Origin of the sequence: Psychrosphaera sp. 1_MG-2023 (assembly GCF_030548245.1) — a bacterium.
In the GTDB taxonomy this organism is placed as follows: Bacteria; Pseudomonadota; Gammaproteobacteria; order Enterobacterales; family Alteromonadaceae; genus Psychrosphaera; species Psychrosphaera algicola.
The window spans coordinates 49,510-65,627 of the sequence record NZ_JAUORW010000019.1 but is presented as its reverse complement, the minus strand read 5'-3'; the positions used below and the strand labels follow the sequence as shown (position 1 = coordinate 65,627).

The 16,118-nt window shown below is 41.3% G+C and carries 10 protein-coding genes and 1 pseudogene; 2 read left to right on the top strand and 9 right to left on the bottom strand.

Annotated features, from left to right (window positions below):
* Nucleotides 1-69: 69 nt before the first annotated feature.
* Both sfsA and Q4575_RS16500 read right to left on the bottom strand, forming a co-directional pair.
* Nucleotides 70-774, bottom strand: coding sequence for a DNA/RNA nuclease SfsA (gene sfsA, locus Q4575_RS16505; RefSeq protein WP_215965171.1), 705 nt, complete (start codon nucleotides 772-774; stop codon nucleotides 70-72).
* Nucleotides 771-1,718: a DUF808 domain-containing protein gene (locus Q4575_RS16500; protein WP_303523548.1), complete on the bottom strand. Its 948-nt coding sequence runs from the start codon at nucleotides 1,716-1,718 to the stop codon at nucleotides 771-773. Before Q4575_RS16500 ends, sfsA begins: the two co-directional genes overlap by 4 nt.
* Before the next feature lie 201 nt (nucleotides 1,719-1,919).
* Between Q4575_RS16500 and pepB the strand changes: the two genes are divergently transcribed.
* Nucleotides 1,920-3,206 carry an aminopeptidase PepB gene (gene pepB, locus Q4575_RS16495; RefSeq protein WP_303523547.1) on the top strand — a complete coding sequence of 429 codons (1,287 nt, stop codon included), beginning with the start codon at nucleotides 1,920-1,922 and terminating at the stop codon, nucleotides 3,204-3,206.
* Nucleotides 3,207-3,298: 92 nt separating this feature from the next.
* Here the strand turns inward: pepB and hslU are convergent, their stop codons facing one another.
* Together hslU and hslV are read right to left on the bottom strand one after the other, a co-directional pair.
* Nucleotides 3,299-4,633 (bottom strand): HslU--HslV peptidase ATPase subunit, encoded by a 1,335-nt coding sequence (hslU, locus tag Q4575_RS16490; protein WP_215965174.1) that lies wholly within the window; start codon nucleotides 4,631-4,633, stop codon nucleotides 3,299-3,301.
* 13 nt (nucleotides 4,634-4,646) lie between these two features.
* Nucleotides 4,647-5,168, bottom strand: a pseudogene (gene hslV, locus Q4575_RS16485) (ATP-dependent protease subunit HslV); the annotation flags it as partial.
* Between the two features lie 183 nt (nucleotides 5,169-5,351).
* Between hslV and Q4575_RS16480 the strand changes: the two are divergent.
* Nucleotides 5,352-6,947: a methyl-accepting chemotaxis protein gene (locus Q4575_RS16480; protein WP_215965176.1), complete on the top strand. Its 1,596-nt coding sequence runs from the start codon at nucleotides 5,352-5,354 to the stop codon at nucleotides 6,945-6,947.
* Between the two features lie 114 nt (nucleotides 6,948-7,061).
* On the opposite strand, the gene Q4575_RS16475 is transcribed toward Q4575_RS16480, so the two are convergent.
* The 5 genes from Q4575_RS16475 to mgtE form a co-directional block, all read right to left on the bottom strand.
* Nucleotides 7,062-8,435 (bottom strand): serine hydrolase, encoded by a 1,374-nt coding sequence (locus Q4575_RS16475; protein ID WP_303523546.1) that lies wholly within the window; start codon nucleotides 8,433-8,435, stop codon nucleotides 7,062-7,064.
* A gap of 109 nt (nucleotides 8,436-8,544) precedes the next feature.
* A complete protein-coding gene (gene dctP, locus Q4575_RS16470) occupies nucleotides 8,545-10,344 on the bottom strand; it encodes a TRAP transporter substrate-binding protein DctP (protein ID WP_303523545.1) in 1,800 nt (599 codons plus the stop codon).
* Between the two features lie 424 nt (nucleotides 10,345-10,768).
* Entirely contained in the window at nucleotides 10,769-13,621 is a 2,853-nt protein-coding gene (locus Q4575_RS16465) for a pitrilysin family protein (protein WP_303523544.1), read from the bottom strand.
* 173 nt (nucleotides 13,622-13,794) lie between these two features.
* A complete protein-coding gene (locus tag Q4575_RS16460) occupies nucleotides 13,795-14,631 on the bottom strand; it encodes a S1 RNA-binding domain-containing protein (RefSeq protein WP_303523543.1) in 837 nt (278 codons plus the stop codon).
* Between the two features lie 57 nt (nucleotides 14,632-14,688).
* A complete protein-coding gene (gene mgtE, locus Q4575_RS16455; protein WP_215965181.1) occupies nucleotides 14,689-16,044 on the bottom strand; it encodes a magnesium transporter in 1,356 nt (451 codons plus the stop codon).
* Between the last annotated feature and the right edge of the window lie 74 nt (nucleotides 16,045-16,118).

Genomic DNA, 16,118 nt, shown 5'->3' with positions numbered 1-16,118 from the left:
AATCAATTCATGTTACATATGGTAATTGGGCCGTAATTTACTGCGAAAATGAGTAATTCTGAGTTAAATTTACTTATTTATAAATTTGCCTCTTTCACTCACTCTAATTTGTTGCGGGTCTATATGGGTACAAATTACTACAATTTCTACCCCTTGAGCGATAGCTTTTTGCAATTCTTTGGCATATATAGGGTCGATATGGTCAGCGACCTGAATATTTTTGATCCCAGTATGCTGTACTAAAAAGAGTAAAACAGCTCTAGAGCCCTCTTCAACTATGCGTGTTAGTTCTCGTAAATGTTTTTGACCACGAGTTGTCACCGCATCGGGGAACGCTCCTAAATGGGTTTCAGCGTTTAGCAATAAAGTTGCAGATTTAACTTCAATAAAACAATCTGGCAGCTCAGGCGACGAAAGTTTAATATCGATTCGACTGTTTTCCTCACCATATTTCACCTCACGTTGAACGGTATTGTAGCCATTAAGTTCTGGGATTAACCCCGCCTCAAAAGCATTTACGGCGAGTTCATTTGCTTTAACAGTATTGATACCAATATAGTGGCCATACTGATTTTGAGCCAATTCAAAGGTATTTGGGTATTTACGCTTTTTGTTGTCACTCGTGCTGTAATAAACGGTAAAGCCCGGTTCGGCACATCCTGTCATTGCACCCGTGTTAGGGCAATGAATCGTAATTTCATCCCCCGACTCAGTGGTCACATCGGCTAAAAATCGCTTATACCGTTTTATTAAAGTACCTTTTTGTAATTTCAAACTGTCTCCGTTGGTGACTTTTTAGGAATAAAATGAACTACGCCAGCAACAAATAAACCGGCTAAAATTCCGTAAATAGCGTCGAGTAATATACCTGTTGTGCCTTTTAGCAGGTACATGTCGGGAACGATATTGACGACTGATTCAGAGAAGTGATGCAAAAATGGAATGTTATGTGTGAGCATACCGCCGCCAACTAAAAACATAGCAACAAGGCCGATGACCCCCAAACTTTGCATTAGGCGCGGAGCAAAAATTAAAAGTCCACCACCTAATGAGTACAAAACTTTGTTGACCCAGGTTTTATTGCCTAGTGATTGCCAATATAAACCTAAGTCGTCGAGCTTAACAATAACCGCGACCAGGCCATAAACACCGATAGTCATTGCAATAGCAATGATGCTCAAAACCGTAATTTTGTCACTTAGTGATGCTGTAACTAATGTGCCTAGTGAGATGATGACAATTTCAGCGGACAATACAAAGTCAGTTCGGATAGCACTTTTGATTTTATTTTTCTCGAATTCAACAAGGTCGACAGTTTCGTCTTTTACCGCTTCGACAAGTTCTTTATGTGCGGCTTTTTTTTCGTTGGTCTTATTATCGCTTTGGTGGAATGACTCTAGGATCTTTTCTGCGCCTTCAAAACACAAAAATAAACCACCTAAAATCAACAAGGGGACAATTAACCACGGCAAATAAACACTGATTGCCAGTGCGGCTGGGACGAGGAAAAGTTTGTTGATAAACGAGCCTTTTGCAACCGCCCACACAACAGGAAGTTCACGATTGGCTTTGACACCAGATACTTGTTCGGCATTGACCGCTAAATCGTCGCCTAAAACACCGGCCGTTTTTTTTGCAGCAACTTTTGTCATTGCAGCAACATCGTCTAATATAAGCGCGATATCGTCAAATAGCGCGAAAAAACTTGCTCCAGCCATGTAGCCTCTCCATGTGTAGTGTTTAAAATTGAATACGTAGAATAGATAATTAGCCAATATTAAAGATTATTTTTTACATTACCATAGAGAACGACTGACTAAGGTGTGATAATTTTCTATTATCTATAATGAAACAAAGACATCGTGCACAAAACGAGTTTTTGATAATAATAAAATCCCTACAAAATTGAGAATAATGATATGACTAATACGATCGAAGTGACGTTGAGCGGACAACCTGCCGCTAAAAAATGGGGTGATTCAAACCCAATTAGTACGACAGTAGAAGGTTATCAAATACATATTCAGCAATTGGACGAACGCGCAAGTTTGCCGCTTGTGCAAACGTCATCACGTAAAATTCAAGGTTTAGGTATCGACGCAGTGACGCTTACTGGTGAGTGGACAGTTGAACAACAATGGGCTTTTTATCTCGGGTTTGTCACTGCTAAAGGCGGCCAAACGGTTGTCTGGGCGAGTGATGATAGCGAATTAGAACACCGCAAACTGGCCTATGATTGGACTCGAAATATTATCAATTTGCCGCCACAGGATATGTATCCATTAGCGCTGGCTAATCACGCTATAGACTTTATTAAGTCGGTAGCAACGGGCAAAGTAGAAGCAAATGTTATTATTGGCGACGATTTATTAGAAGCTGGCTGGGTAGGTATTCATGCCGTTGGCCGAGCGAGTGTGCATCCTCCAGTGTTATTAAGCTTAGATTACAATCCTACAGGCGATGAGAACGCGCCAATAGAAACGGCACTAATTGGTAAAGGGATCACGTTTGATAGTGGCGGATATTCAATAAAATCGTCTGAAGGCATGTTAACGATGAAATGCGATATGGGCGGTGCAGCAACCGTTACAGGCGCGTTGGCATTGGCGATCCTTCGTGGTTTGAACAAACGTGTCAGACTGATCTTATGTTGTGCTGAGAATATGATTGGTGGCAATGCATTTAAACTTGGCGACATTTTAACGTATAAAAATGGTACGACAGTCGAAATCGTGAATACCGACGCCGAAGGTCGTTTGGTGTTGGCGGATGGATTATTCCATGCAACAGAATTGGGTGCTAAAAAAGTTATCGACGCGGCGACATTAACTGGTGCAGCAATGATGGCCGTAGGTTCCGATTACAACGCGGTATTTGGTTTAGATAAGGAATATGTTTCTAAAGGTTTAGCGGCTGCAGAAGTTGAGTTTGAAGGTGCGTGGCCTTTGCCATTAGACAAATTCCATCGTAATACTTGTCCGTCTCCATATGCTGATACGGCAAATAGTCGTCCGCAAAAAGGTGGCGGTATGGGTGGCGCATCAAATGCAGCTGGCTTCTTATCTCGATTTGTTACAGAAGACGGCACAGGTTGGTTACATTTTGACCTCGCTGGCGCATTTAACGGTTCGAGTAACGCTAAGTATTCTGCTGGTGCAACGGCGATGGGTGTAAGAACAATTGCTCGATTGCTAACTGAAGATTAAGAAAACGAAATTTATTTTTCTTAACCCAAATGAAAGTACAAAAAAGGCCTGATTAAATCAGGCCTTTTGTCATTTTTGGGGTTCGCTAACAATTAAAGTATGTATTTACTTAAGTCTTCGTCAGCCACTAATTCATCTAAATTATCTTTAACAAATTGCTCTGTAATCTCAAACGTTTCGCCCGATTTTTCAGAGGCGTTATAGGAGATTTCTTCCATCAAACGTTCCAAAACGGTATGCAAACGTCGAGCACCGATGTTTTCATTGGTCTCATTGACTCTGAATGCCGCTTGAGCGATTTGTTTGATACCATCCGTAGTGAAGTTGACAGTCACCCCTTCAGTCGCTAACAACGCTTTGTATTGCTCGGTTAAAGAAGCATGGGGTTCCGTTAAAATCCGTTCAAAGTCTTCAGCAGTTAAGGCATCTAATTCAACACGAATTGGTAAACGACCTTGTAACTCTGGAATAAGATCCGACGGTTTGCTCATTTGGAACGCCCCAGAGGCGACAAATAACATATGATCGGTTTTCACCATGCCGTATTTTGTTGATACTGTGCTGCCTTCTACCAGAGGCAGTAAGTCACGTTGCACACCTTCGCGTGAAACATCGGCGCTATTTGCCCCTTCACGTTTACAAATTTTGTCTATCTCATCGATAAATACGATGCCGTTTTGTTCAACCGATTCAATAGCTTGTTCTTTTAAGTCATCATTGTTGATCAATTTAGCGGCTTCTTCGTCAATCATTAACTTAAGTGCAACAGAGACTTTTAGTTTTCGCTTATTGGTCTTTTCACCCGATAAGTTCTGGAACATGCCCTGTAATTGAGAAGTCATTTCTTCCATGCCCGGAGGCGCCATTATCTCAACACCAATTTCTTTTTGAGCAACGTCAATTTCGATTTCTTTGTCGTCAAGCTCACCTTGTCTCAAGCGCTTACGCAAAACCTGACGAGTTGAACTTTCTGGCGCATCACTATCAACCGTTTGTCCAAACGAATCTCTAGCCGGTGGCAAAAGGGCGTCTAAGACACGTTCTTCTGCCGCTTCTTCTGCTTTATGTTTGTTTTTTTGAATTGCCGTTTCACGGGTTAACTTAACCGCTATTTCGGTGAGGTCACGAATAATGCTTTCGACTTCTTTCCCGACATAACCGACTTCAGTGAATTTAGTTGCTTCAACTTTAATGAACGGCGCGTGGGCTAGTTTTGCCAATCGACGTGCGATTTCTGTTTTACCGACACCGGTTGGTCCAATCATTAATATATTTTTCGGGGTGACTTCAGCACGAAAGTCAGCGTCGAGTTGCATACGGCGCCAGCGGTTGCGGAGCGCAATTGATACGGCACGTTTTGCTTTGTCTTGACCAACGATGTGTTGGTCTAACTCATGTACTATTTCTCTAGGGGTCATTGCTGACATAATAAAATCCTGCTTATAGCTCTTCAATCGTAAGATTGTTATTGGTGTAAACACAGATGCTGCCGGCAATATTTAGGCTTTTTTCCACGATTTCTTTGGCAGAAAGTTCTGTGTTTTCTAATAAAGCAGTTGCTGCTGCTTGGGCAAATGGTCCGCCAGAACCAATTGCAATTAGGTCATGTTCTGGTTGGATGACATCGCCATTACCTGTAATTATTAGTGAGGCGGTTTCATCTGCAACGGCCAAAAGGGCTTCGAGTTTGCGCAACATTTTGTCGGTGCGCCAGTCTTTTGCCAATTCAACAGCTGCCTTAGTTAAATGGCCCTGATGCATTTCAAGTTTGGCCTCAAACTTTTCAAATAGGGTAAATGCGTCGGCTGTACCACCGGCGAATCCGGCAATAACTTTGTTGCGATATAAGCGTCTAACTTTTACGGCATTACCTTTCATTACGGTGTTGCCTAACGAAACTTGGCCGTCACCGCCTAAACATACTTTGTCGCCGCGACGAACTGAAACTATTGTGGTCATTTTCCACTCCTGTTTGGATCAATGAACAATATGTAATGGTGTTTTTTCCAATTTCAATGTTAACTTATGAATTATCCCGCCGTTACCCTTATTATCTAGTATTAAACTAGAATGAAATATAGTCGTGATATATTCGGTCTTAATTACTTGGGCCTATGTTGTCTGTTGTCAATTCGAGGAATAAATATGTTGTTGAATTCTATTAGCCGAAAAGTCTTAGTCGGTTACGCAGCCATCATTGTCATTGTTGCTATTGTAACGAGTGTGCTGTTTACCGGTCTATCAGACATTAATAGAGTCACGGATGAGTTTGTCGATAAAAGTTTACCCGCCTTGCAAAATGTCACAAAAGTGAACCAAGGGGTCAATCGAATTTTAGTTGCCGCTTACAGTTTGTACGGTTACACCATTGAAAAAGATGCATTTGAAACTTCAGTAAACAGCGAATTTAAGTCCGTTGTTAGTGCGATGAAAAGTTTAAATATTTTAGTACCGACCGGAAAAAAGGTTAATTTTGAACTGCTAAAAAGTGAACTTGAGCGATTTCAAAGCATAATGACCAGTGACGAAGTAGATTGGGACGGTGCGCGGGGGTCGCTAACAAAAATTCAAGAAGAAGCCACGCGGATTGAGTCTATCGTCTCTATGTCAGCAACCGTATTATCAAAAGAAGCCAATCAAAAAACGTCTGTCATCAGCAACGATGTAAGTAGCATGAGACTTTGGTTGTTTTTAAGTACTTTAAGCATTGTTGTTATAACGGCAATCGCTTACGGATTTGCCAAGAAAAATATTGCGTCGCCAATTAAATCACTGTCTAATCAGCTAGATAATGTGGTTGCACATAATGATTTGAGTCAATCAGTCGATGTTCGATCAAACGACGAAGTTGCATTAACCGCGGCAAGTATTAACAAGTTGCTATCGGTATTTAGAAAAGTTAATTCAGATATTAGTAACTCTGCCGCCATCGTTAAAGATTCAATTTCAGTGCTGAATCAAAGTGCGAGCTTATCAGGTAATGAAGTGGCGAAACTATCTGATGTTGTGGATAAAATATTCTATAGTTCAGAACAGTTAGCGGCAAGCATTGCAGATGCAGCTAATCGGTCGGAAACCGCGTCTGACATTGCTCATACCGGGGCGACACAGGTTGAAGATGGCACCGCTAATATTAGTCAAACGGCAAATATTATCTCTGAACTCTCAAGTGATATCGATGCGTCGGCAGAAATGTTACTCAGTTTGAAGCAGGCTGGGGATAAAGTTAGCGACGTTGTTAAAACCATAGCGGACATTGCAGACCAAACGAATTTATTAGCGCTTAACGCCGCGATTGAGGCTGCTAGGGCAGGCGAAACCGGTAGAGGTTTTGCGGTTGTTGCCGGTGAAGTGAGAACTTTGGCCTCTCGAACTCACGAATCAACCTATGAAATAAACTCGATATTGGAAGAGATCGTTAACTCTATATCTAGTGCCGTTGAAGCAATGGATGTTAATAAAGAGAAAGCCAACGAAGCGGTATCGGCTGCTGAAATCACCGTTGATTCTTTAAAAGTCATTCAAGCAACTGTGCGTTCGTTAAGTGATGAAAACCGAGTGTTAGCAACCGCGGCGCAGGGCAGTCAAGATGACATTGGTAGGATGAAGTTGGATCTCGATGACATCAAAAAAGGCATGACAATTGTTTCGGACTCGTCGAGTGATACTAAGCAAACTGCAGCGACACTGGCAAAACTCTCACTGGACTTAGAACAAGTTGCAGGTCAATTTAAAGTCTAGATTAGCGACTTTATGTTTTGTCTCTATTTAAATGTAAAGGCGATTGATAAAGAGGTTTATCAATCGCCTTTTGCTATTTTACAATTAGCTATAGGGATTTACTGCAACTGATTATCAGTCAATTCTCTTGGCGGGATGATTGCCATTTTGATGCAGCACTAGGGAGTCTACTTTCCCTTCTTTATTTTTATTAAAGGTAAAAGACGCTTTAACAGCTTTATAAAAAAACTCATTTTTAGATTTCGCAAATATTGGTAATTTTTGTTGTCCGGTAGCCTGGGCAAACAAACGCCCGCCCGCTTCGCTTATGGTAATGATGAAGTTGGGCGCCAATTGATAATCACCAGTAAGGGCTGTTAGTTCTTGTTTACTTAACGTCACTTCCTCAGTCACAACCATTTTTATTGAGTCAATTTTTCCGGTCAACACCGCTTGTCCTATCGCGTCGGGAGCGTCCTGTGAGTTGGCTAAAACAACAACCCCAAGATTGGATGTTTTATTAAATCCAATAAACGAACGATACCCACCAGTGCCGCCGTCATGCACAATGACATCTCCGGCTGGCGTGTTAGCGATTATCCAGTTTAGTCCTATGGATAATGTGTCATTACCAAAGGAATGTTGAAACTTATGAGTTAAATCGATGGCTGCCGCTAATGGGCTGTCTAGTAGGCCCATATTGGCCTTCAAAAAGATCAACATATCTGCGCCAGAAGAACGTAAAGCGCCTGCTCCAGGAAGTGTCGGGAAATCCCAATGAGGGGTTGGATTACCAGATACATCGTGGCCAGTTGTCAGTTGTTTTTGTTGTGCGGCAGAAATAGTTATGGTCGTATTGTCCATGCCTAATATCTTTAAAATTCGTTCTTTAACTAAGTCTTCATAAGATTTTCCAGCTTTTAGTGCGAGTACATGTCCTAACAGGCCCACTCCGAGGTTTGAATATTCTGGGGTTTGGCCAATATCACGGGGTAAGTGATAGTTCGATAGAAAGTCATACATCATATCGACCGAGTAATCTGCGTATGGATTTGTCATATCTTTAGGTTTGAAATCCGTAGGTAGACGCGGTAAACCGGAGGTATGTGTTGCTAAATGCAATAGGGTGATCTGCTTATCGTTGCGGGTCGGCATAGATACCCCCTTGGGTAAATATTTAGACACAGGATCGTCAAGATTTAATTCACCTTTAATCACCATGTCTGCCAATAAAAGTCCGGTAAACGTCTTACTGATCGAGCCAATTTCAAACAAACTCGATTTATTTAGTGCCATGCTGTTTGTTTTATTGGCTTTACCCACAGCAATGATTTTGTCTTGTTTACCGTCTACGACAGCAACGACGAGTCCGACGCCAACCGAACCTTCAGATACCCGTGTTTGTAAGTGTTGCTCAATAAGTTTGGTATCAATATTTGCTGCTGATAAGAGGGAAGAGCAGAGTAATAATGAGCTAGTTAGGGCAACTAATTTAGTCAATTTTGGCATTTTATTTCCTTAATGTTTTTATCTGCCATGGGGCCTGTATATATTTAATGAGTTTCGCGTCCAGAAATACCGTAATAAACTCAAATTTTATCATCTTAGCTATTTGATGCTATTTGATAACATCCAATACCTCGTCAATGAGTTCTTTACCGCCCACTCTGAAATAAAATTCAGGCCAAATCGAACGCGCTTTTGCCTGCCAATCGCCTACTTCATTTAAAGGGTCAACAAATATCATGCCCTTGGTTTTGGCAAATTGTGTCATTTTATCATCTTCTTTTTTTACCAAACTCCAACTATACACCTCAGCCTCTCTAGCGGCTTGTTGAACAAGCATCTGACTATGTGGTGTTAGTTGACGATAAAATGACTCTGACATCATATGGGGCGCGGTAAACATAAAGTAATGGATGTTAGTAATGTATTTTAATACATCCCATACTTCTTCTGTTTTATTGACACCATCAAAAATAATATTGATTGGGTTTTCCTGACCTTGAATAACCCCTGACTCTAAGGCTGGCCAAATACCTGTCCAAGGCAATGGCACCGGTTCGATGCCCCAGGAACGAAATGCTTCGACCATTAATTGGTTGCGCGGAACTCGGATCCTTAGCCCCTGCAAATCCGCAGTGGTCCTTACGGGCTTTGCGCTATTTGCCAATAGGCGGTAACCGCCGATAAAGAAACTAAGTGGCCTCACATTTGACTCTAATCCAGTACGGTCGGCAATTTTTTTCATCAAAGGATCGTTAAACAACTTTTTAATACTATCCTCATTGGGAAACATGTACGGCAACGAGAGAAAGCCTAACGATGGTGCAAAAGGTGACAAATTATTTGTCGCTACCATTCCCATGTGACTTTTACCTTCGGCAATATTCATTACGATGTCATGCTCGGTGGTCACGCCAAATTTTAGGTTTACCTTTAACTGCCCGACGGAAAGTCGTTCTAAAGACTCTTTGAATTTTGCAGCATATTGCCAATATCCGCCATATTTAGCTGTTGAGCCTTCGAATATTAGTGTTGCAGATTCAATTTTTTTGCCGCCTGATTTAAAGTTGAAATTAGTTTCTAATCGTTCGACATAATTTCCAGCAAACGGGTCGCGTTCAATTGCAACTTGGTTTTCCCAGTCCGTCAGACCGTAATTGGCCATGACCTTAGCAAGCTCTCCCGATTGGCGCATTTCGGTAATGCCCATCGTCACTATTTCAGCGTATGTGTTAGCTTGTTGATTATTTGGAGAGAAGCCGACATATAAATGATCTGGAGGAATGACACCGCCTTCTATTAGCTTTTTATTTTTTTTTCTTTTTAAATGAAAATCCAGTACGTTTTTATCTTCGAACAGAATATCGATGTACTGATTTTCTAATAGTTTTAGCAGGTTTGCTGTCGAATTATTGCCATAATTTTGGTAAATGACGCGGTTGTCTTTGGTATGGCGCTGTATGTAACTGTCAAAAATGCCGTAAGACTTACCGGCCTCAACGCCAAGTATTTTGCCTTTTAGAGAATTTAAGCCAGTATATAGCCAGTCACTATTGCCAGAGGTGTACATGACATACTGCACTTGTCCAATGCTCTTCGCAGGGTAAACGAGTTGCAGAGCATTACGCTGTAAAATACCGACAACCCCATCGATAACATTATTTTCAAGCATTCGCATTGCGCGATTTAGAGGGAAGAATTGAATTTCAACGGTCACCCCTTTCTTCTCAAAGATGCGTTTTATTATATCAACTAGAACACCTTGATTTGCTGAATTTTCAGCACAAACGTAAGGACATCTTTCAGTCACACCTAGTTTGATTTTGGGCTCTGCCTTGACGACAAAATGCATGCAAAAAGCAGCAGTTAATAAACATGTTAAAAACAGTTTCTTAATTGCATCAATTGTCATAAAAACAATCTCTAATAGAATTTTAATCTTCACAGTAACAGTTTTAGTTTATATAAAAAAGCTAATTTGGCGCTTATAAACGGCTACTTTTGAAGTTTATTTAATTCAAATCTACGCTGATTATTATTGGTAATAAACCGACTTTCAACTAGTGGCAATCGACTCATAAGAAATCAAGTGACTGTCGCTTTTTTGAATAGGAATTTCGTGCCTAGCACCGACGTTGGGTTTGATTAATCGCGCGATTTTTCAAAATGTATTTCGGTGTTTTTCGTGAACATGTAATTTTGTTTAGATTTTCGCAACAAAAAGCCCGCTTATTAATATAACAAGCGGGCTTTTATTGTTTAACAATCAGGTTGTTATGCCTTTTTAAGCCGAGCAGTACAGGGCACTGCTCGACGCCGGTATGGCAGGCTATTTTTTATAGTTTGAAGTCTATAACTTTGTAGTTTAAAGCTTCTAGCTGTGGTTTTAACACTTTTGCATCACCAACAACAACCATCAACATTTCGTCGATGTTGAGATGTTTTTTCGCTAAAGCGTTGATTTCTTTTTTGCTGATATTGGCAACTATATCGTTTCTGACATTAACAAAGTCAGGTGTTAAATCGTGCTCAAGTATCTGTGCAAGGAAACCTAATTTGGCGCCTGGCGTTTCATATTTTAATGCATCTCGCTGATTGATTGCTTTACGCATGAAATCAAGTTCTGCATCCGTTATACCATCTTTATGGTAGCTTTTGATTTCGTTAACAAATTCGACAATTGATTTGTCAGTTGCATCGGCACGGACTTCGGCACTGGCAGTGTAACCACCTGATAGCTTGTCACCCCAAAAGTACGAACGTGCGCCGTAGGTATAACCTTTGTCTTCACGTAAGTTTAAGTTGATTCGGCTGTTAAATGCGCCACCAAGAGGGAAGTTCATTAGGTAAGATTTGTAAAACTCACCAACAATATCGCGACTTATCCCGCGCTTACCAATTCTGATCGCAGATTGCGCTGCTTGATCTTTATTGACTAAATAGACCACACCTGTTTTGTGAGAGCTATTAGGGATTTCAATTGATAATTTAGGGCCTTTACCTTGCCAGTTATTTAGCGAATCCAATGACTTCTGAACGGTTGTTTGTGGCAAGTCAGAAACAACAATAAGTTGTGCATCAGCTGGTTTTACATGAGTTTGATAAAACGCTTTTACGTCAGCTAAAGTCAATTGCATGACAGTTGCTTCAGTTCCACCTTGAGGCATTCCTGCTAATGAATCACCAAACATTAATTTACGATACGCAGTAGATGCTAAATAACCCGCATCCTTTTGGCTGTTTTTAATGCCTTGAATTGCATTATTTTTAACGCGAGCAAATTCATTTGCATCAAACGCTGGAGCGACTAATTTTTCGTTTGCTAATGCAAGTGTCGCATCAAGATGTTTTGTTAACGCATTGATATTGATATTAAGGTAGTGATCATCAGCAGAAATACTGACGTTACTGCCAAGTTTTTCTAGCGCTTTACTCATATCTTCAGCAGAACGTGTCGTTGTCGACTCATTTAACATTGCAGCAAGAACTGACGCCATGCCTGCTTTGTCTTTTGTCTCAAAGTAATTACCTGCAGGAACTTTGATTAGAATCGCAGTAGTTGGTGTTTCAGTGCTTTGAGCGCCTAATACGGTAATACCGTTATCTAATTTGTTTTGCCACATTTGCGGAACATTCACGGCCTTGTTTGCACCCGCTTGAGGCATCACACTGCGGTCAAAACTTGACGTCGCTACGCGTAATTCTAAGTCATCTGCGCTAGTATTAGATTTTTCACCAATCGTTCTTTTTGGAATGGTGTAAGTATCTTCGTGGGCAATGGCTTGTAATTGACCTTTAGGTACTATGCTCATTACAACTGAATTTTTGCCTTTAATGTATTGTTTAAATACACGCATGATGTCTTCTTTAGTGACATTGGCATAACGAGCGATATCTTGCTCAATATAATTTGGGTTACCAGTAAATGTTTCATTGGCCGCGAGCTGGCTCACTTTACCTGACACACTTTGTAATCCAAATACAAATGACGCTTCCATTTGTGCTTTGGCTTTAATCAAATCATCTTCTTGTACGCCACGTTGTTCAAACTCAACTAACGCATCTCGAATGATTTGTTCTAGTTCCGCAAGTGACTTGCCTGCCGCTGGGTTTGGCAAAGCGTACATATTAAACATACAAGCAAGCTCTGAACACGGGTGACCGACAGATGCCTGTACTGCAAATTGGTTTTTAACCAAGTTTTTATAAAGGATAGAGGTTTTTCCGCCACCTAAAATTTCAGATAAGATATCCAGTGGTGCTTCGTCAGGGTGACGATTACTTACTGTTGGGAATGCCATGTATATCAGTGGCAAATGTACGTTGTCTTCCATAGAGATATAACGATCTTCGTCAAGTGTCACCATGGTTTTTTCTGGCATGTTAACTTCAGGGCCGCGAGGAATAGAGCCGAAGTATTTTTTGATAAGTGATAATGTTTCTACTTCATCAAAGTCACCACCAATCGTTAATGTCGCGTTGTTTGGGCCGTACCAACGAAGGAAAAAGGCTTTTAAGTCATTAACGTTAACGCGGTTTAAGTCTTCCATATAACCAATTACAGGCCAAGAATATGGATGTCCTTCTGGGTAAAGCGCTGCTGATACTGTTTCGTACAAGCGGCCATAAGGGCGATTGTCGACACGCTGACCACGTTCGTTTTTAACGGTTTCGCGTTGAACTTCAAATTTTTCTTGAGTTACCGCATCTAACAAGTAACCCATGCGGTCTGATTCTAACCATAACATTTTTTCTAGTTGGTTAGCCGGTACGGTTTCAAAGTAGTTTGTACGGTCTGAGTTGGTTGTACCGTTTAAAGTACCGCCAGCTTCTGTGATTATTTTGAAATGTTGCTCGTCAGCCACGTTTTCTGAGCCTTGGAACATCATGTGCTCAAAAAAGTGTGCGAAACCAGATTTACCAATTTCTTCACGGCCAGAACCAACATGATAAGTGACGTCTACATGAACAAGTGGATCGGAAGTATCTTTATGCAAAATAACCGTTAGGCCGTTTTCCAATTGGAGTTTTTTATAAGGGATAACTGTTTTGCCAGGCTCCGCAGTTACTTCTTCGATAACCGGGATACCAGCGATGACTTGTTGTTTGTCAGCGTCACCAAATGGTGAAACCAAATTACAACCAGTTAATACGGCAAGGGTAATTACCGGTAGAGTCCACTTTTTCATTTTGAAAATCCTTTGTTGAACACAAATTTTTACATGCAATATTATGCACATAGTTTCAGCCAACAAGAATAACGTAATGGCGTTACTCTTGTCACCTGTACTTAACGGCTTAATACTTGTTTAAATGTAAAAAGTTGTAACAACCCCAGGATCTGTTCTAGGCCTTGTGTAGCCTACTTTTCAATCAGTCGGATACCGGTTGATTCGATGACTATGTCACCTTTTTTATACAGTCCACCAATGGCTTTTTTGAATGCGCTTTTGCTCATGCCAAATAATTTTCTAATTAAATTCGGATCTGACTTGTCGTGAACGCCGGCAAATCCACCTTCTTTAACTAAAAAGTCGATGATTTGTTGGCTCTGACGGTCACGAATTTCAGTGGTTTTTTCCAGCGCGATATTAATTTTGTCATCGCCACGGATCTGTTTTACAAATCCCGACACGGTGTCACCGTAGGATAATCGTTTTGATATGTCGTCTTTAAAAATTAGACCCCAATGGCTCTGGTTGATAATCGCCTTTAAGCCCAAATCTGTATTCGACGCAATAAGCAGTTCAACTTGTTCGTTTGTTTTAAATGTCTTGTTATTTTCTTCAACTAAAAATTTGTCTATTTTAGAAGACGCGGTAGGGCGTAAGTCGAGTGAATCGATATACATAGTGACGATATATGATTGGCCCACTTCCATTGGCGTATTTTGCTCTGCAAATGGCACCATCAAATCTTTTTCTAAGCCCCAATCTAAAAACGCACCAACGCGATTAACGTCGACAACTTTTAAATAGGCAAATCCGCCAACTTGTATTTTAGGCTTTCTAAATGTCGCGATTGGTCGGTCTTTGGAATCTAGGTAAATAAATACACTGATCTCTTCGTCAACTTGCACTGAGTCATCAACTTCACGACGTGGGAGTAATATTTCGCCGGCTTCTCCACCGTCGAGAAACGCGCCAAATTCAACATGTTTTACTACAGTGAGCGTATTAAAGCGGCCAAGTTGTATCATTTAAGTCAGTCCAATATAAAGAAAATAGGGTATTCGGCAAGAGTATAGCGTATTGAGTTAGATCAGTAACCAAGTGGCTGTACCTAAAAAGGTAAAGATGCCGACTATGTCGGTAACTGTGGTTAATATTACACTGCCGGCAAGCGCTGGATCAATGTTCATGCGTTTTAGCATTAGGGGGATAAATACGCCAGAAAGTCCGGCTGCGATTAGGTTCATCATCATTGCAAAAGCAATAACTGCGCCTAACATTAAATCTTGTTTCCAAAGTGCAACTACACCAGCAATCAACACAGCCCAAATTAGACCATTATAGAAACCGATAGCGAGCTCTTTGCCCATTAACCATCGTTGGTTAGCTTGTGTAACATGACCTACGGCCATCCCGCGAATAACGAGAGTTAGTGTTTGACTACCCGCGACGCCACCCATACTCGGGACAATGGTATTTAAAACCGCTAGGAACGCTAATTCGTCGAGGGTCGATTCAAACAGGCTGGAGACAAATGCGGCTAATAACGCGGTAAACAGGTTCACGCCCAACCACAAAGAACGTCGTTGGGTACTTTTTACGATTGGCGCAAAGGTATCCGCCTCGTCGTCGAGACCCGCCATGCTTAGCATCGAGTGCGCGGCATTTTCGCGGATTACGTCGACGATGTCATCGATGGTTATACGTCCAAGCAATAAACCATTTTCGTCAATAACCGGAGCTGAAATCCAGTCGTACCGTTCAAACAAAGACGCGACTTCCGTTTCTTCCATCGTTGCAGGAATGACTTCGAAATCGGTTTCCATTACTTCAGAAATTAGGCTAACCGGTTGGCTGGTTAACAAGGCCGCGAGGGAGACTTCACCAATAAATTTTTCGTCTTTGTCCACGACATACAAATAATCGGTGGCTTCAGGTAAAGCGCCTTTTAATCTCAGATACCGCAAAATGACGTCCACCGTTACGTCCGGACGTACAGTTATTGTGTCGGTGTTCATCAATGCACCGGCGGTATCTTCTTCGTAGGACAACACACGCTCTGCGCGTTTGCGGTCTCGCTTGTCCATACTTTTTAATACTTTACGATAAATCGTATCTGGCATACCACGTAAAACTTCGGCAAAGTCGTCGTCGTCTAAGTTACCGGCAGCTTCAGCGACTTTTTCTGGGGTCATGCTACGTAAGATAGGGTTACGCACATCTTCAGACAGTTCTTCGAGAACTTCACCTTGGATACTGGAGTCGATTAATTGCCAAATTACGGTTCGAGATTTTGGTGGTGAGGAATGCAGTAACAGAGCGATATCTGAAGTAGGCATCGAATCCAACATGTTTCTAACGTGCACAAACATACCGCCGCTAAGTGCAGTATTAAGTTCTTCGATAGGGATGTTGTATTCTTGCTCTAAAAGCTCTGCCATAAAACCCTTAGTGTGTGATGAAGTTACTTTCTATAAAGGATATATTGCCAATCGCTGGCCCAATATATAAAGGA

Coding starts and splice junctions, on each gene's coding strand:
- hslU (WP_215965174.1), bottom strand. CDS start 4,633: ATGTCAGCAATGACCCCTAGAGAAATAGTACATGAGTTAGACCAACAC.
- mgtE (WP_215965181.1), bottom strand. CDS start 16,044: ATGGCAGAGCTTTTAGAGCAAGAATACAACATCCCTATCGAAGAACTT.
- pepB (WP_303523547.1), top strand. CDS start 1,920: ATGACTAATACGATCGAAGTGACGTTGAGCGGACAACCTGCCGCTAAA.
- Q4575_RS16480 (WP_215965176.1), top strand. CDS start 5,352: ATGTTGTTGAATTCTATTAGCCGAAAAGTCTTAGTCGGTTACGCAGCC.
- Q4575_RS16465 (WP_303523544.1), bottom strand. CDS start 13,621: ATGAAAAAGTGGACTCTACCGGTAATTACCCTTGCCGTATTAACTGGT.
- Q4575_RS16500 (WP_303523548.1), bottom strand. CDS start 1,718: ATGGCTGGAGCAAGTTTTTTCGCGCTATTTGACGATATCGCGCTTATA.
- dctP (WP_303523545.1), bottom strand. CDS start 10,344: ATGACAATTGATGCAATTAAGAAACTGTTTTTAACATGTTTATTAACT.
- Q4575_RS16475 (WP_303523546.1), bottom strand. CDS start 8,435: ATGCCAAAATTGACTAAATTAGTTGCCCTAACTAGCTCATTATTACTC.
- Q4575_RS16460 (WP_303523543.1), bottom strand. CDS start 14,631: ATGATACAACTTGGCCGCTTTAATACGCTCACTGTAGTAAAACATGTT.